Raw genomic sequence first — 15,700 nt, 5'->3', positions numbered from 1 at the left:
GGAAACATGAGCACCAAATATACACATCGCAAATTAGCAGACGCGATTCGTGTTTTGAGTATGGACAGTGTCCAGAAAGCAAACTCCGGTCATCCGGGAGCGCCAATGGGCATGGCGGATATGGCAGAAGTCCTGTGGCGGGACTTTCTGAATCATAATCCAGGCAACCCGAACTGGGTCAACCGGGATCGCTTTATTCTGTCGAATGGTCACGGTTCAATGCTGTTGTACAGCTTGTTGCACCTGACCGGCTATGATCTTTCACTGGATGATTTACGGCAATTCCGGCAATTGCATTCCAAAACACCCGGCCACCCGGAATTGGGGTATACACCGGGTGTTGAAACGACGACCGGTCCGTTGGGCCAAGGCATCACCAATGCCGTTGGGATGGCTTTAGCCGAAAAAACACTGGCCGCACAGTTCAACCGCCCGGCTCACGACATTGTTGATCATTACACCTATGTGTTTATGGGTGATGGTTGCCTGATGGAAGGTGTTTCTCACGAAGCCTGTTCGCTTGCCGGCACACTGAAACTCGGCAAACTGATCGCTTTTTACGACGACAACGGCATCTCCATTGACGGTCATGTGGAAGGCTGGTTTACCGATGACACCGCCAAACGTTTCGAATCCTATGGCTGGCATGTGATCCGCGATATTGATGGCCATCATGCTGAATCTATCCAATCCGCGATTGAATTGGCCCAGGCCGAGACCAACCGGCCATCCATCCTGATGTGTAAAACCGTCATTGGTTTTGGTTCACCGAATAAATCCGGTTCTCACGACTGTCACGGTGCACCTTTAGGTGATAAAGAAATCGCAGCAACCCGGGAACAACTGGGCTGGAGCCTCTCTCCTTTTGAAGTACCACAGGCGATTTACCAGGCATGGAATGCTCAGGAAGCCGGTGCCGCAAAAGAGAGAGCCTGGAATCAGAAGTTTGCAGCGTATCAGCAAGCTTATCCGGCACTTGCCCGGGAATTTACCCGCAGAACACAGAAACAGTTACCGGAAGACTGGTCAGCCAAAATGGACGACTATATTTCGCAACTGCAGTACAACCCGGCCAGCATTGCCAGCCGTAAAGCATCGCAGAATACGATCGAACAAATCGCCGGTCTGTTGCCGGAAATGCTGGGCGGATCCGCCGATCTCAGTCCAAGCAACCTGACTACCTGGTCAGGCAGCGTGGATCTGGATAAAGATCCGGCCGGTAACTATGTTCATTATGGTGTCCGCGAGTTCGGCATGTCCGCCATCATGAACGGTATCACCCTGCACGGCGGCTTCATCCCTTACGGTGCCACTTTCCTGATGTTTATGGAATATGCGCGCAATGCGGTACGTATGGCCGCGTTAATGAAACAACGCGCGATTTTTGTCTATACCCACGATTCTATCGGTCTGGGTGAAGATGGGCCAACCCACCAGCCGGTTGAACAAATGGCCTCACTGCGCATGACCCCCAACATGAGCACCTGGCGCCCTTGTGATCAGGTTGAAACCGCAGTGGCCTGGCGCTATGCCATTGAACATCAGACCGGCCCTTCTGCCTTGATCTTTTCACGTCAGAATCTGGTGCAGCAGAGCCGTAACGCCGAGCAGCTGGCCAATGTTTCCCGTGGTGGTTACATTCTTAAAGATTGCAGCAATACCCCGGATTTGATCCTGATTGCAACCGGTTCTGAGGTCGAACTGGCCGTGAAGGCCGCCGACCAGCTGACACAGCAGGGATATCAGATCCGCGTGGTTTCCATGCCTGCCACCGAGGTGTTTGATCGTCAGGATGCCGCTTACCGGGAATCGGTTCTACCGGCGGCGGTCAGCAACCGACTGGCTGTGGAAGCCGGTATTGCCGACTTCTGGTACAAATACGTTGGCTTAAACGGCGATGTGGTCGGTATGACCACGTTTGGTGAATCGGCCCCGGCGGATGAACTCTTCCGGATGTTTGGATTCACCACCGAGAATGTGACAGAAAAAGCGCTGGCATTGCTGAAACGTTAACAAAAAAAGCAGACATAACTAAAAAGAGAAAGACCCGTACAGTCTTTCTCTTTTTCATGTGTAATGACCGGAAAGGATAACCGGTAGATCCGGTTTCACTGCGGATGTTTGAGCGGTTTGATCAGCTTATCCAACCCTTCTATCTTCAGCTCGAGACAGAGCGCCATCAGTTCCCCCAGCGCCCCCTGCGGAAACCCCTTTTTGGCAAACCAGAGCAGATACTCTTCGGGAAGATCGATCAGCATCCGCCCTTGATATTTACCGAAAGGCATCGGCGTACGGGCCAGCTGGAGCAGGTGTTGTTGCGTAAACATGGGGCAGATCCGGCAATGACGTCAGCGTAAAAGCATACCATCATTGCTGCGGCCGGTAACAGGACCCGCCGCAGACAACCCGGTTACTGTGAAACAGGGGTAATGAATTGAATGGCAGCCTGATAAGGTGAGGTCGTAGTGAAGGTCACATCGACGGTCTGGCCAGCCGAGATACCCTGCAGCGTCTTGTCGCCATGCACCTTGTAAGTCATGGTACGGACCGGCCAGCCCAGTTCAGTGACCGCATCCTGTGCCAGGACGACTTTACCATTGGCCGCATCAACCTGTTGCACGGTACCATGCGCACGGTAGGTCTCGACAGCTGCTTGTGCTGCCGTCGCCGCAAACAGAGAGAACAGAGCAACGGCGGTAATACGTGATAATGACTTTTTCATAATTCGGAACTCCGGAAATCAGTTTTGGTTATTCATTGTGAGATCCCTCACAGCACGATCTTCTTAATCATGTGACCATTTTCCGTTGGCATGAGCTCACTTTATTCGTTGAGCGGACGCAGATAAATAGCTTTTATAAAAATTAACTGTTTCAGAAACCGGAACAATCCATGGATCGACTGCGTAGCCTGCATGCCCTGATCGCTGTAGTGGAAAGTGGTAGTTTTGTTGCGGCAGCGCAACGTCTGCACAGCTCAAAAGCCGCTGTATCACGCTATATCCAGGAGCTGGAAACCTATCTGGGTGTCCGCCTGCTGCAGCGTTCGACCCGGCGCATCGCGCTGACTGAAGCCGGCCGGGATTATTATCAGCGCACCAGACAAATTTTAGCCGATCTCGACGATGCCGACAGTGCAATCGGTGCACATAACAGCCGGTTGATCGGTCATATCCGTATCAATGCCCCACTCTCCTTTGGTACCCGTTATCTGGCGCCCTTATGGGCCGAATTCATGGAGCGCAATCCGGCCGTGACGCTGGATATCGAGCTGACCGATCGCCGGATTGATTTACTGGAAGAAGGTTTTGATCTGGCTATCCGTATCGGCAATCTGGCCGACTCCACACTGGTGTCGCGGCGTCTCGCCGACAGTTATCCGCTGCTGTGCGCAACCGACGCTTATCTGGAAAAACACGGCTGTCCGGCGACACCGGATGAACTGGTGCAGCATCAGACCATTGCGTTTTCCTATCTGCCTACCGGCGATATCTGGCACTTCCAGTCGGCCGATGGCGAAAAATGCAGCGTCAGTCTGAAGCCGCGCATTCACACCAATAACGGCGATACGATCCGGGCTCTGACCCTGGCCAGTCAGGGCATTTCCCTGCTGCCGGTGTTTGAAATCGTCTCCGAGCTGAAAGAAGGCAAACTTCGACCCATACTCCGGGGCTGGCACGGCCCCGCTTTCGGCATCCATGCGGTCTACCCGTCACGCAAACACCTGTCGCTGAAAGTAAAAACGCTGATTGATTATCTGGCGGAAAAGCTGGCCGGCACCGACTGGCAGATCCCGGCCCGGTGATCATGAGGCGGTCGTTTCAGATTGATCGGCATTCACCCAGTTTTTCAGCAAAGCATAAACCAGCGCCAGTAAAATCGGCCCCAGAAACACGCCCAGCAACCCGAAACCGATAGCGCCACCGGCCACACCAAACAGAATCAGCACGATCGGCAACGGACTGCTGCGGCCAATCACCAGTGATTTCACCACGTTATCAATGGAACCAACGGCAAACAGGATCCATACCGCCGTGAACCCGGCCCAGCCAATGGCGCCCTGCTGATAAAGCCAGCCAATCGCCGGAATCGATAGCAGCATCGGTCCGCCCGGAATCACCGAAACCAGACAGGTCGCCAGTCCCAGACTCAACGCATGCGGTACCCCGGCAATCGCATAACCGAACCAGGCAAAAGCGCCTTGCGCGATCGCCGCCCCGATAAAGCCATTAACCACGCCACGAATCGTTGTGTGCGCGACATGTAGCAGCCGGATCCCTTCCCGTGGTGCCACCTTGTGGCTGAATGCCAGCACCCAGCGATGCACCGTATTGCCGTGTGCATACAGCACCCCGGCGATCAGCAGACTGATCAGCAGCATCAGCATACCGGCGCCAAAAGACCCGGCAACACTCAGCATGATTCTGGCCAGCGGTGTCACCAGACCCTTTAACTGTGTCAGCACCTGCAGATCCTGCTGCTGCAGCCCCAGCCATTCGGTCTGCAACCACTCGCCGGCATAAGGTAAATCCAGCAGCCATTGCGGCAGTGCCGGCCAGACACCCGACTCTATCTGTTGCTGCAGCTCCCGCGCCAGCACCGTCAGCTGCTGGGCAAACTCCACCGAAGCGAGCACGAGCGGCACGATGATAAACAGCAGCATGAGCGCCACCACCAGTACCGCGGCGATCCCATCCCGACCGCCCAGCCGCGCAGACAGCCAGGCAAATTGATCCCAGGTCGCCGACACCAGAATGATGGCCCACAGCGTGGCCACCAGAAACGGCGCAATCACGATGAAGGCCGCCCAGACAATCGCCACCAGTAACAATAAGGCTATCAGTGGCTGCGTATATTCCTGCAAACGGGAAGACATGATTCCGGCTCCTTGTGTTATTTCTGTCAGTGGGCGGCTTTTTTCAGCCCCGGCAGCGGGATCTGCGATAACAGCATACCGCTCATCATCAGGGCGCACCCCATCCAGCCTCGTAACGGCAGCGATTCACTGAGGAATACCACCCCACCCACCGCCGCAAAGACCGCTTCCATACTCATGATAATAGCCGCATGGGTTGGATTGGCCTTTTTCTGGGCAACGACCTGCAAGGTATAAGCCACGCCGACACTGATGAAACTGGCAAATAACACCGACTCCCAGGCCAGCAGCACCGAAGACAACGACGGTGTCTCCTGCCAGAACGCCACCAGCAGACTCAGCAGGCCACAGAACAGGAACTGTACCGCAGAAAGCTGCAGCGCATTGACCCGCCGACCAATAAAATCGATCCACAGGATATGGCAGGCCCAGAAAATCGCGCCGATAAACATCAGAAAATCACCCTTCGACATGGTGAAGTCCGCGTTGATACTCAGCAGATACAGACCGATCAGCGCAATCCCCGCCCCCAGCCAGGCATTCAGCCCGGTCACATGACGCAGAAACAGGCCCAGAAACGGCACTAGGATCATATACAGACCGGTAATAAAACCGGCTTTGGCTGCCGTGGTATACAGCAGACCCACCTGCTGCAAGGCTGCCGCGACAAACAGAATGGTGCCGGCGACGCCACCGGCCAGCCAGATCGAGGTTTTGGCCGCCGAGGTCGTGGCCACTGCCCGCTTGCGGGAAAATAGCCAGATCAGCGGTAACAGTGAAATAGCACCTAGCAGGAAGCGCACCCCGTTAAAGGAAAACGGCCCCATATGGTCCATGGCAACCCGCTGGGCAACAAAGGCAAAACCCCAGATAGCCGCCGTGACCAACAACATCAGATTAGCTTGCATAGTTATCTCTTCATTGAATGCGAAATGCGCCTGTGCGGCTATTCTGCCTGATTTTCTGCTACGATCCTGCCACTATCTTGCAGGATGATGAATCTTATGCCGCAAACAGCCTCCTCTTACTGGGATATCTTCTGTACCGTGGTTGATAACTACGGCGACATCGGTGTGACCTGGCGTCTGGCCCGTCAGTTAAGCAATGAATACCGGCTGCCGGTCCGCCTCTGGGTCGATGATCTGGCCAGTTTCCGGCGGTTATGTCCGCAGCTTGATCCGGCACTGGCCATGCAGAACATCGATAATGTGCTGATCGGTCACTGGAATGCCGCTTTTCCGGCTGACTGGCAGCCTGGCCACGTGGTGATCGAAGCGTTTGCCTGCGAGCTGCCGGCCAGTGTGCAGCACACCATGCAACACATGGCGAAGCCACCGGTCTGGCTGAATCTGGAATACCTCACGGCCGAAAGCTGGATCGATGGCTGCCATGGCCTGTCATCCCGGCAGCAGCACCTGACCAAATACTTTTTTTTCCCCGGTTTCAGTGAGAAAAGCGGCGGATTGCTGTGCGAAAACAATCTGTTTGCGGCACGCGATCACTGGCAGCAGCAACCCGGGCACCGGCAACAGCTCTGCGCAGACCGGGGACTGCGGCCACCGCAGGACAACGAACTGTTTGTCAGCCTGTTCATTTATGAAAACGAGGTCCTGCCGACGCTGCTGGAATGCTGGCAGCACAGTGCCGTGCCGGTCCGGTGCCTGGTTCCGGCCGGCCGGGCCCTGAACAGCCTGCAAGGCGTATTACCCGACGAGGTTTGTCAGGCAGGTGGATGCTGGCAGCAAGGCGCACTGACCCTGGAAATCCTGCCGATGACCGATCAGGCCGGTTACGATCAACTGCTGTGGAGCTGCGACTTTAACATCGTCCGCGGCGAAGATTCTTTCCTGCGGGCGCAATGGGCCGCCCGCCCGTTTCTCTGGCATATCTACCCTCAGGAAGACGAAGCACATCTGGAAAAACTGCAGGCTTTCACCGAGCGCTACTGCCGGAGCATGTCGCCGGAACTGGCCGCAGCGGTCCGGACTCTGTTCATGAGCTTTAATCAGGCCCACCGCGCAGAATTGAAACAAAGCTGGTTTACCCTGCAAGCACACTGGCAAGAATGGCAAAAACAGGCACAACAGTGGCCGCAAACTGCACTTGCTGGTGGAAATTTAGCCAGCCAGTTGGTGCAATTTGCCGAAAAACAGCTAAAATGCAGCGCGTAAATTTACAGCTAAGCTCAATTCAGGAATTGAACACATGAAAATCGCTCAGGAAATCCGTGTCGGTAACGTAATCATGATCGGTAAAGACCCGATGGTCGTACTGAAAACCGAATTCAACAAATCCGGCCGTAACTCTGCCGTTGTTAAAATGAAAATGAAAAACCTGCTGTCCGGCGCAGGTGCAGAAACTGTGTTCAAAGCCGACGACAAACTGGACACCGTCCAGCTGGAACGTAAAGAGTGTACCTACTCTTACTTCGCTGACCCGATGTATGTGTTCATGGATACCGAATACAACCAGTATGACATCGAGAAAGAAAACCTGGGTGACGTACTGAACTACCTGATCGACGGTATGGAAGACATCTGTGAAGTGACCTTCTACGAAGGCAAAGCCATCTCCATGGAACTGCCAATCACCATCGTTCGTGAAGTGGAATACACCGAACCTTCAGTTCGTGGCGATACTTCAGGCAAAGTGATGAAGCCAGCCAAACTGAAAGGCACTGACGCCACTATCTCTGTTGCTGACTTCGTGAAGATCGGTGACAAGATCGAAATCGACACCCGTACCGGTGAATTCAAACGTCGCGTGTAGTCTTCTGCACGAAATCGTTTTATAAAAGGAGCCTTTATGGCTCCTTTTTTTATTTGCAGGAAACAACAATGGCGCATATCGATATCATTATCGGCTCCACCCTTGGGGCAGCCGAATATGTGGCAGAACATCTGGCCGGATTGCTACAGACCCAGCACCACCATACCGCACTGCATTATCAGCCGGATCTGGCTCAGCTGCTGGCCGCAAAAGGCCCGGACACGCTGTGGCTGATCGTCACCTCCACACATGGTGCCGGTCAGGTACCGGATAACCTGCAGCCGTTTACTCAGGATCTGGCCTCCCGCTCATTGCAACTGCCGGATCTCCGCTACGCCGTGGTTGCGCTGGGCGACAGCAACTATGACACCTTCTGTGCCGGTGGCCGTCTGCTGGATCTGCTCATGGAGCAAACCGGCGCCTGCCGGATCGGGGAACGCCTGGAAATCGATGTCACCCAGCACGATATTCCGGAAGATGCCGCCGATGTCTGGTTTTCCGAATGGAGCCCCCTTCTGAACTGATCATCACTTCCGCCCGGGATCACCCGCAGCACGTGACGTGATCCCTTTTTCCGCTTATGATCTTATCCACTTCCAGAAACGATCGTGCCCCGAAAAGCCTTGCACAGATTTATCCACAGAACACTGACAACTCGATCATCATAAAAAGTCAGATACACACAAGAAAGGATCATGAAAAAAAGTTCTGTGTATAACCATGCGTAAAACCACTGATCAAGCTCTTTTTATCCTATTAACAACCAGATAGCTCAGTCGGGTCTGTGTATAACAACGATGGTTATACTCATGTTCAACCCCGTTGGATCCCGGAAAAATCACAGGTTTGGATCCATCCCAACACCTTGATCATTCTGATCATTTTTAAGTTATTAACAGATGACCCGGATCTATATAATAGAGATCAATAAGAAGATCATAAAAAGATCCTAGATCTAATAAGCGATCACTTTTCCTCTTAAGATCGTTCTCTGATGTTATTGATCCCGTAAACCCGCTAGAATATGCGCCCCACTGAATAACGATCCTTGATGGCAATAATTGGAGTTTGCAGATGCAGTATCATGATCAATTCGATGTGATTGTGGTTGGCGGAGGCCATGCTGGCACCGAAGCCGCAACCGCAGCAGCACGTATGGGCATGAAAACCCTGTTGCTGACCCACAACATTGAGACATTAGGACACATGTCTTGTAATCCGGCCATCGGAGGGATTGGGAAAGGTCATTTAGTCAAAGAAGTGGATGCGATGGGCGGTATCATGGCGCAGGCCATTGATCATGCCGGGATCCAGTTCCGCATTCTGAACTCATCCAAGGGCCCAGCGGTTCGCGCCACCCGCGCCCAGGCCGATCGTTTACTGTACAAACAGACGATCCGTCATACTCTGGAAAACTATCCGAATCTGCAGCTGTTCCAGCAGGCCTGTGACGATCTGATCCTGGATGGCGATCGCGTCTGTGGCGTCGTGACTCAGGCCGGGATCCGCATTCTGTCCAAAACCGTGGTACTGACTGCCGGTACCTTCCTCAACGGCCTGATCCACATTGGCATGGAACATTACCGCGGCGGCCGCGCCGGTGATCCGGCTTCGATCTCGCTGGCGGAGCGTATGCGTGAACTGCCGCTGCGCATTGGTCGCCTGAAAACCGGGACGCCACCGCGGATCGACGCGCGGAGCGTGGATTTCTCCCAGTTGCAGATCCAGCCGGGCGACGATCCGGTACCGGTTTTCTCCTACCTCGGCAAGCCGGAACAGCATCCGCGGCAGGTGCCTTGTTTTATCACGCATACCAATGCGCAAACCCATGATGTGATCCGCGCCAACCTGGATCGCAGCCCGATGTATGCCGGTGTGATCGAAGGCATCGGTCCGCGCTACTGTCCGTCGATCGAAGACAAGATCATGCGGTTTGCCGACAAGGAAGCGCACCAGATCTTCATCGAGCCGGAAGGTCTGACCACGCATGAACTCTATCCGAACGGCATCTCCACCAGCCTGCCGTTTGATGTGCAGGTACAGATCGTGCGGTCGATGAAAGGGTTTGCCAATGCCCATATTGCCCGTCCGGGCTATGCGATCGAATATGATTTTTTCGATCCGCGGGATCTGAAACCGAACATGGAAAACAAGTGCCTGCAGAACCTGTTCTTTGCCGGCCAGATCAACGGTACCACCGGTTACGAAGAAGCCGCCGCCCAGGGGATGCTGGCCGGGATCAACGCCGCGCTGCGGGCGCAGGACAAGGATCCTTGGGCGCCGCGTCGTGATCAGGCCTATATCGGGGTGCTGATGGACGATCTTTCCACGCTGGGGACCAAAGAACCGTACCGCATGTTCACCAGCCGTGCCGAATATCGCCTGCTGCTGCGTGAAGACAACGCCGATCTGCGTCTGACACCGATTGGCCGTGAGCTGGGGCTGGTGAATGACGAACGCTGGGCGTTCTTCAATCACAAGCTGGAAATGATGGCGCAGGAACAGCAACGCCTGAAGGATAGCTGGATCCAGCCACAACATCCGGCCACCGAAAATCTGAACCAGCTGCTGAAGACCCCGCTGAGCCGTCCGGCCAGCCTGGAGGATCTGCTGCGCCGTCCGGAAGTGAATTACGCGGATCTGATGGCGATCGAGGGCATTGGTCCGGGGATCGAGCATCAGCAGGCGGCGGAACAGATTGAAATCCAGGTGAAATACGCCGGTTATATCGAACGTCAGCAGGATGAAATCGATAAGCAGCAACGCCATGAAGAAACCCTGTTGCCGCTGGATCTGGATTACAGCGAGGTACCGGGACTGTCGAAAGAGGTGTGCATCAAGCTGAACGACACCAAGCCACAGACCATTGGTCAGGCATCGCGCATTTCCGGTGTGACTCCGGCGGCGATTTCCATTTTGTTGGTTCATCTGAAAAAACGCGGCCTGCTGCGTAAAACGGCCTGAAAATATGCAAACATTACTTCCGCAGCTGGAATCGCTGCTGCAACAAGCCCATATATCGCTGTCCGATCAGCAGAAACAGCAACTGCTGGCACTGGTCGGGTTGCTGCACAAGTGGAACAAGGCATACAATCTGACATCAGTGCGTGAGCCCGAAGCGATGCTGGTGCGGCATATTCTCGACAGCATCGTGGTGGCACCCTATCTGAACGGCAACCGGTTTATTGATGTCGGCACCGGCCCCGGCTTGCCGGGTCTGCCGCTGGCGATTGTCCAGCCGGACAAACAGTTCGTGCTGCTGGACAGCCTGGGCAAACGGATCCGTTTCATTCGCCAGGTTATCCTCGAACTGGGACTGAAAAACGTCGTTGCCGTCCAGTCGCGCGTGGAAGACTTCCACGATGAGACCGGCTTTGACGGTGTGCTGAGCCGGGCGTTTGCGTCGCTGAACGATATGCTGGGCTGGTGCCGGCATCTACCGGCGCCACACGGGGTGTTTCTGGCGCTGAAAGGGCTTTATCCGCAGGATGAACTGACAACCCTGCCCGCCGGATTTGAACTGGTTTCAGCGCATCGTCTGACCGTGCCGCAACTGGATGCCGAACGCCATCTGATTATTGTGAAAAAACAACTTTAGGATCCGCTACTGTGGGAAAAGTCATTGCCATAGCAAACCAGAAAGGTGGTGTCGGAAAAACGACCACCAGCGTGAATTTGGCTGCGTCAATGGCAGCGACCCGCCGCAAGGTGCTGCTGATCGATCTCGATCCGCAGGGAAATGCCACCATGGCCAGCGGTGTCAATAAATACGAAACGGACCGGACTGTCTACGAACTACTGATCGAAGAGCTGCCGGTACGGGATGTGATCATCACCGAAACCACCGGAGGCTATGATCTGATCGCGGCGAACGGCGATGCCACCGCGGCCGAGATCCGGCTGATGGAAGTGTTTGCCCGCGAGATCCGCCTGCGCAATGCGCTGGTTCCGATCCGGGATGATTATGATTTTATTTTCATTGACTGCCCGCCGGCGCTGAACCTGCTGACGGTCAATGCCATGTCGGCAGCCGATTCGGTGCTGGTGCCGATGCAGTGCGAATACTTTGCGTTGGAAGGACTTACCGCCCTGGTGGACACCATCAGCAAACTGGCGGCAGTCGTGAATCCGAATCTGAAGATTGAAGGGGTGCTGCGGACGATGTTCGATCACCGTAACCGCCTGTCCAATGAGGTCTCGGAACAGTTGAAGCAGTATTTCGGTGACAAGGTCTACCGCACCATCATTCCGCGTAATGTGCGGCTGGCCGAGGCGCCAAGTCATGGCACACCGGTGATGTATTACGACAAGAGTTCACTGGGATCCAAGGCCTATCTGGGTCTGGCCGGTGAACTGCTGCGCCGTGAAGAGCAAGAACAACAGCAAAAAACCGAAGCCCAGGCGTGAGATAATTTGTGATGACAGCGAAAAAACGAGGTTTAGGCAAAGGCCTGGAAGCATTGCTGGGGACCAGCCAGATCGCCCGGCAGAAACAAATTTTCAGTGATATGCAGGCGGATGCGGCGCAAAACACGGTTGATAACCAGAAAGGCGAATTGCAGACCCTGCCGATCAGCTGGCTGCGTCCGGGCAAATATCAGCCACGGCGTGATATGTCGCAGGAGGCGCTGGAGGAACTGGCCAGCTCTATCCGGGCCCAGGGCGTGATTCAGCCGATCGTGGTGCGCCAGGTGGCAGAGCAGCAGTACGAGATCATTGCCGGGGAACGTCGCTGGCGTGCCAGTCAGCTGGTGCGGCTGGAAACGGTGCCGTGTCTGGTGAAAAATGTGGAAGACAATGCCGCGGTGGCGATTGCGCTGATTGAAAACATTCAGCGTGAAGATCTGAATGCCATCGAAGAAGCGGTCGCTTTGCAACGTTTGATGACCGAATTTGAACTGTCCCATCAGCAGGTGGCCGATGCGGTCGGCAAATCGCGTTCATCGGTCAGCAATCTGCTGCGTTTGAACCAGCTGAACGCTGATGTCAAACAGCTGGTGGAACACGGCGATCTGGACATGGGGCATGCCCGTGCCTTGCTGAGTCTGGATGGCGAATTACAGAGCGAAACGGCCCGTTCGGTGGCGCAAAAGAATCTGACGGTCCGGGATACCGAACGGCTGGTACAGAAACTGCTGAATCCGCCTGCACCGAAACCGGAGCCGGAAGCTGATCAGCAAACGGCAGACTGGTCTGAATCCCTCTCCGGTCAATTGGGGGTTCCCGTACAATTTGTACGTTCTGGTAATAATAACGGCAAGATTGTTCTGAGTTATCAGAATGCTGCTGAATTTGAGAAAATCCGCCGCTTTTTCAATTTGAACTAGTTCACAAAAACGGCTGGTTTTTTCTGTTCTATTCGGATAATGTTTTGCTTAAATCAGCAAAAAAAATCCTTATGCACCAATTAGTTACATTTAATATATATGTTAAATGCGTGTTGGTGTTCTTTTTAACAAAAAGATGCTTTTTTGTTGGTTTTGTGTTAAATAACTGCGCTGTAAAAGAGCGCCTGAAATCGGAGAAAGCTGAATGCTGCCAAGACCTGCGATGAGTGTGAAAACTATGGCGTGGTCTGTGCTTCTGGTTCAGCTTGCCCTGATAGTAGTAGCGACATTAATTACCTGGCTGGTAAAAGATGGCGTTACTGCGGGTTCCGTCTTGAGCGGAGGCGGAACTTACTGGGTACCTCAGTTACTGTTCAGCATTCTCAGTACCTCACGACCCGATCGTGAACTGGATGTCGGACTGGTGCTGTGGGATGTCTATCTGGCTGCCGGTTCAAAACTGATTGCTACGCTGGTTTGTTTTGTCGTGGTGTTCAAGTGGCTGGATGTGAATCATGCCGTCGTGCTGATCACGTTCAGTCTGATGCTGGTCAGTCAGTGGATAATATCGTTAACCCTCAACAATCGTTACTAGGAACTAGCATGGCTTCCACAGGAGAAACGCTTACTTCCCAGGAATATATTGCCCACCATTTGCATCATCTGCAGGTCGGCAGTGGCTTCTGGACGGTAAATATCGACTCCATGGTTTTTTCCGTGGTCTTGGGAACGCTGTTTATCTGGTTATTCCGCCGAGTCGCTGTTAAAGCAACCAGTGGCGTGCCGGGTAAGCTGCAATGTTTTGTTGAGATGGTGTTCGGATTTGTGGATGACACCGTGAAGGGTATTTTCCATGGCAAAAACCAACTGATCGCGCCGCTGGCACTGACAGTTTTTGTCTGGATTTTCCTGATGAACGCGATGGACTTACTGCCTATCGATTATCTGCCTCGTCTGGCACAGCTCAGCAATATTCCCTACCTGCGCGTGGTTCCATCTGCAGACGTTAATATCACCCTGTCTATGTCGTTTGGCGTATTCTTCCTGATTCTGTTCTACAGCATCAAGATCAAGGGTGTGGGTGGTTTTGTTAAAGAACTCACACTGACGCCATTCAATCACTGGGCATTCGTGCCAATTAACCTGCTGCTGGAAACCGTTACCCTTATTTCCAAACCTATCTCGTTAGGTTTGCGACTATTCGGCAACATGTATGCCGGCGAGATGATTTTCATTCTGATCGCTGCCATGCTGCCATGGTGGTCACAGTGGTTCCTGAATGTGCCGTGGGCTATCTTCCACATTCTGGTTATCACGCTGCAGGCGTTTATTTTCATGGTGTTGACGATCGTATATCTGTCAATGGCCAGTGAAGAACATTAATTTTTTGATCAACGTTTAGTTCATATTATTGACGGAGAAAAATCATGGAGATGTTATTCATCGCTGCGGGTCTGATGATGGGTCTGGCTGCTATCGGCGCGGCTATCGGTATCGGTGTGCTGGGTGGTAAGTTCCTGGAAGGTGCTGCACGTCAGCCTGACCTGCTGCCACTGCTGCGTACCCAGTTCTTCATCGTGATGGGTCTGGTCGACGCTATCCCAATGATCGCAGTGGGTCTGGGTATGTACGTTATGTTCGCGGTTGCGAAATAAGAGTCATTCCGGGCAATTTATTTTTTTAAGGGAGATGGGCAGTGAATATCAATGCAACCATCCTCGGCCAGACGATTGCTTTCATTCTTTTTGTCTGGTTCTGCATGAAGTTTGTATGGCCGCCACTGATGGCTGCCATCGAAAAACGTCAGAAAGAAATTGCTGACGGTATCGCTTCTGCTGACCGTGCGAAAAAAGACCTGGACCTGGCACAGAACAAAGCCATGGAACAGATCAAGGAAGCAAAACAGCAAGCTGCTGAGATTATTGAGCAGGCCAACAAACGTCGTGCTCAGGTTATTGATGAAGCCAATCAGGAAGCAATGGCGGAACGGGAAAAAATCCTGAACCAGGCCAGAGCGGAAATTGAGGCTGAACGCAACCGTGCGAAAGAAGAACTCCGTAAACATATCGCTGCTCTGGCAGTGGCTGGTGCGGAAAAAATTCTGGAGCGTCAGCTGGACAGTGCCGCGAACAGCGCCATTGTTGACAAGCTGGTTGCTGAACTCTAAGGGGAGCCGGGGCTATGTCTGAAGTGACAACCATTGCGCGCCCCTACGCCAAAGCGGCGTTCGATTTTGCCGTTGAACAGAAAGCGGTGGATAGCTGGCTGGAGATGTTGGTCTTTGCGGCTGAAGTGTCGAAAGATAGCACCCTGCAACAGGTGATCCACAGCTCGATTGCGCCGAACCAATTGGCGCAGCTGTTTATCCAGATCTGTGGTGAACAGCTCAACGAGTATGGCCATAACCTGATCAAGGTGATGGCTGAAAACGGACGTTTGAGTGTACTGCCGGATGTGCTGGTGGAATTCACCGCACTGAAAGCCGAGCTGGATAAAGAAGTGGAAGCGCTGATCACATCGGCTGCTGCTTTATCTGACGCTGAAAAGGTGAAGATTCAGAAATCTTTGGAAACCCGTTATCAGCGCAAAGTTCGCTTAACTTGCCAGCTGGATCCATCTTTGATGGCTGGTCTGGTAATTAAGATTGGTGATGACATCATCGATGCCAGTGTTCGCAGTAAACTCAACCGCTTGGCGGAAGCATTGCAATCTTGATTGGGGATTAAAGC

At 53.5% G+C, this 15,700-nt stretch carries 18 protein-coding genes; 14 read left to right on the top strand and 4 right to left on the bottom strand.

Annotation, left to right across the window (positions count from 1 at the left end):
- Window positions 1-6: 6 nt before the first annotated feature.
- On the top strand, window positions 7-2,013 hold the full coding sequence (gene tkt, locus HNR75_RS12465) for a transketolase (protein WP_188027309.1): 2,007 nt from the start codon (window positions 7-9) through the stop codon (window positions 2,011-2,013).
- Window positions 2,014-2,108: 95 nt separating this feature from the next.
- Here tkt and HNR75_RS12460 read toward each other — a convergent pair whose 3' ends face one another.
- Both HNR75_RS12460 and HNR75_RS12455 read right to left on the bottom strand, forming a co-directional pair.
- The gene (locus tag HNR75_RS12460; protein WP_188027308.1) at window positions 2,109-2,327 is read right to left on the bottom strand and encodes a DUF3820 family protein; all 219 of its coding nucleotides are present in this window, start codon (window positions 2,325-2,327) and stop codon (window positions 2,109-2,111) included.
- A gap of 83 nt (window positions 2,328-2,410) precedes the next feature.
- Window positions 2,411-2,722 carry a copper-binding protein gene (locus HNR75_RS12455; protein WP_188027307.1) on the bottom strand — a complete coding sequence of 104 codons (312 nt, stop codon included), beginning with the start codon at window positions 2,720-2,722 and terminating at the stop codon, window positions 2,411-2,413.
- Window positions 2,723-2,892: 170 nt separating this feature from the next.
- On the opposite strand from HNR75_RS12455, the gene HNR75_RS12450 reads away from it, so the two are divergent.
- Window positions 2,893-3,804 carry a LysR family transcriptional regulator gene (locus tag HNR75_RS12450; protein ID WP_188027306.1) on the top strand — a complete coding sequence of 304 codons (912 nt, stop codon included), beginning with the start codon at window positions 2,893-2,895 and terminating at the stop codon, window positions 3,802-3,804.
- Here HNR75_RS12450 and HNR75_RS12445 read toward each other — a convergent pair whose 3' ends face one another.
- Complete coding sequence (locus HNR75_RS12445) at window positions 3,805-4,875, bottom strand: AI-2E family transporter (RefSeq protein WP_188027305.1); 1,071 nt, start codon at window positions 4,873-4,875, stop codon at window positions 3,805-3,807. It abuts the gene before it with no gap.
- A gap of 26 nt (window positions 4,876-4,901) precedes the next feature.
- A complete protein-coding gene (locus HNR75_RS12440; RefSeq protein WP_188027304.1) occupies window positions 4,902-5,783 on the bottom strand; it encodes a DMT family transporter in 882 nt (293 codons plus the stop codon).
- A 96-nt stretch (window positions 5,784-5,879) separates the two neighbouring features.
- Between HNR75_RS12440 and earP the strand changes: the two genes are divergently transcribed.
- The 12 genes from earP to atpH all read left to right on the top strand — a co-directional run bounded on the left by earP (window position 5,880) and on the right by atpH (window position 15,686).
- Window positions 5,880-7,046, top strand: a complete 1,167-nt coding sequence (gene earP, locus HNR75_RS12435; protein WP_188027303.1) for an elongation factor P maturation arginine rhamnosyltransferase EarP — start codon at window positions 5,880-5,882, stop codon at window positions 7,044-7,046.
- 34 nt (window positions 7,047-7,080) lie between these two features.
- Window positions 7,081-7,644: an elongation factor P gene (efp, locus tag HNR75_RS12430; protein WP_024871994.1), complete on the top strand. Its 564-nt coding sequence runs from the start codon at window positions 7,081-7,083 to the stop codon at window positions 7,642-7,644.
- Between the two features lie 68 nt (window positions 7,645-7,712).
- Window positions 7,713-8,168, top strand: coding sequence for an FMN-binding protein MioC (mioC, locus tag HNR75_RS12425; protein WP_188027302.1), 456 nt, complete (start codon window positions 7,713-7,715; stop codon window positions 8,166-8,168).
- A 550-nt stretch (window positions 8,169-8,718) separates the two neighbouring features.
- Window positions 8,719-10,608 carry a tRNA uridine-5-carboxymethylaminomethyl(34) synthesis enzyme MnmG gene (gene mnmG / locus HNR75_RS12420; protein ID WP_188027301.1) on the top strand — a complete coding sequence of 630 codons (1,890 nt, stop codon included), beginning with the start codon at window positions 8,719-8,721 and terminating at the stop codon, window positions 10,606-10,608.
- A 4-nt stretch (window positions 10,609-10,612) separates the two neighbouring features.
- On the top strand, window positions 10,613-11,242 hold the full coding sequence (gene rsmG, locus HNR75_RS12415) for a 16S rRNA (guanine(527)-N(7))-methyltransferase RsmG (RefSeq protein WP_188027300.1): 630 nt from the start codon (window positions 10,613-10,615) through the stop codon (window positions 11,240-11,242).
- A gap of 11 nt (window positions 11,243-11,253) precedes the next feature.
- On the top strand, window positions 11,254-12,051 hold the full coding sequence (locus tag HNR75_RS12410; RefSeq protein ID WP_188027299.1) for an AAA family ATPase: 798 nt from the start codon (window positions 11,254-11,256) through the stop codon (window positions 12,049-12,051).
- Between the two features lie 11 nt (window positions 12,052-12,062).
- Window positions 12,063-12,971 (top strand): ParB/RepB/Spo0J family partition protein, encoded by a 909-nt coding sequence (locus tag HNR75_RS12405; RefSeq protein ID WP_188027353.1) that lies wholly within the window; start codon window positions 12,063-12,065, stop codon window positions 12,969-12,971.
- A 205-nt stretch (window positions 12,972-13,176) separates the two neighbouring features.
- Window positions 13,177-13,566 carry an ATP synthase subunit I gene (locus tag HNR75_RS12400; RefSeq protein WP_188027298.1) on the top strand — a complete coding sequence of 130 codons (390 nt, stop codon included), beginning with the start codon at window positions 13,177-13,179 and terminating at the stop codon, window positions 13,564-13,566.
- 8 nt (window positions 13,567-13,574) lie between these two features.
- The gene (atpB, locus tag HNR75_RS12395) at window positions 13,575-14,354 is read left to right on the top strand and encodes a F0F1 ATP synthase subunit A (protein WP_188027297.1); all 780 of its coding nucleotides are present in this window, start codon (window positions 13,575-13,577) and stop codon (window positions 14,352-14,354) included.
- 44 nt (window positions 14,355-14,398) lie between these two features.
- A complete protein-coding gene (gene atpE, locus HNR75_RS12390; protein WP_015880175.1) occupies window positions 14,399-14,626 on the top strand; it encodes a F0F1 ATP synthase subunit C in 228 nt (75 codons plus the stop codon).
- Window positions 14,627-14,667: 41 nt separating this feature from the next.
- Window positions 14,668-15,138 carry a F0F1 ATP synthase subunit B gene (gene atpF, locus HNR75_RS12385; RefSeq protein ID WP_188027296.1) on the top strand — a complete coding sequence of 157 codons (471 nt, stop codon included), beginning with the start codon at window positions 14,668-14,670 and terminating at the stop codon, window positions 15,136-15,138.
- A 14-nt stretch (window positions 15,139-15,152) separates the two neighbouring features.
- Window positions 15,153-15,686: a F0F1 ATP synthase subunit delta gene (gene atpH, locus HNR75_RS12380; RefSeq protein WP_188027295.1), complete on the top strand. Its 534-nt coding sequence runs from the start codon at window positions 15,153-15,155 to the stop codon at window positions 15,684-15,686.
- Window positions 15,687-15,700 lie beyond the last annotated feature (14 nt).

Source organism: Tolumonas osonensis, from assembly GCF_014202415.1.
GTDB lineage: Bacteria > Pseudomonadota > Gammaproteobacteria > Enterobacterales > Aeromonadaceae > Tolumonas > Tolumonas osonensis.
This window is presented reverse-complemented; position numbering and strand designations above follow the sequence as displayed.

Excerpts from the sequence above, each read along its gene's own strand:
- tkt (WP_188027309.1), top strand. The coding sequence starts at position 7 with ATGAGCACCAAATATACACATCGCAAATTAGCAGACGCGATTCGTGTT.
- HNR75_RS12460 (WP_188027308.1), bottom strand. The coding sequence starts at position 2,327 with ATGTTTACGCAACAACACCTGCTCCAGCTGGCCCGTACGCCGATGCCT.
- HNR75_RS12455 (WP_188027307.1), bottom strand. The coding sequence starts at position 2,722 with ATGAAAAAGTCATTATCACGTATTACCGCCGTTGCTCTGTTCTCTCTG.
- HNR75_RS12450 (WP_188027306.1), top strand. The coding sequence starts at position 2,893 with ATGGATCGACTGCGTAGCCTGCATGCCCTGATCGCTGTAGTGGAAAGT.
- HNR75_RS12445 (WP_188027305.1), bottom strand. The coding sequence starts at position 4,875 with ATGTCTTCCCGTTTGCAGGAATATACGCAGCCACTGATAGCCTTATTG.
- HNR75_RS12440 (WP_188027304.1), bottom strand. The coding sequence starts at position 5,783 with ATGCAAGCTAATCTGATGTTGTTGGTCACGGCGGCTATCTGGGGTTTT.
- earP (WP_188027303.1), top strand. The coding sequence starts at position 5,880 with ATGCCGCAAACAGCCTCCTCTTACTGGGATATCTTCTGTACCGTGGTT.
- efp (WP_024871994.1), top strand. The coding sequence starts at position 7,081 with ATGAAAATCGCTCAGGAAATCCGTGTCGGTAACGTAATCATGATCGGT.
- mioC (WP_188027302.1), top strand. The coding sequence starts at position 7,713 with ATGGCGCATATCGATATCATTATCGGCTCCACCCTTGGGGCAGCCGAA.
- mnmG (WP_188027301.1), top strand. The coding sequence starts at position 8,719 with ATGCAGTATCATGATCAATTCGATGTGATTGTGGTTGGCGGAGGCCAT.
- rsmG (WP_188027300.1), top strand. The coding sequence starts at position 10,613 with ATGCAAACATTACTTCCGCAGCTGGAATCGCTGCTGCAACAAGCCCAT.
- HNR75_RS12405 (WP_188027353.1), top strand. The coding sequence starts at position 12,063 with ATGACAGCGAAAAAACGAGGTTTAGGCAAAGGCCTGGAAGCATTGCTG.
- HNR75_RS12400 (WP_188027298.1), top strand. The coding sequence starts at position 13,177 with ATGCTGCCAAGACCTGCGATGAGTGTGAAAACTATGGCGTGGTCTGTG.
- atpB (WP_188027297.1), top strand. The coding sequence starts at position 13,575 with ATGGCTTCCACAGGAGAAACGCTTACTTCCCAGGAATATATTGCCCAC.
- atpE (WP_015880175.1), top strand. The coding sequence starts at position 14,399 with ATGGAGATGTTATTCATCGCTGCGGGTCTGATGATGGGTCTGGCTGCT.
- atpH (WP_188027295.1), top strand. The coding sequence starts at position 15,153 with ATGTCTGAAGTGACAACCATTGCGCGCCCCTACGCCAAAGCGGCGTTC.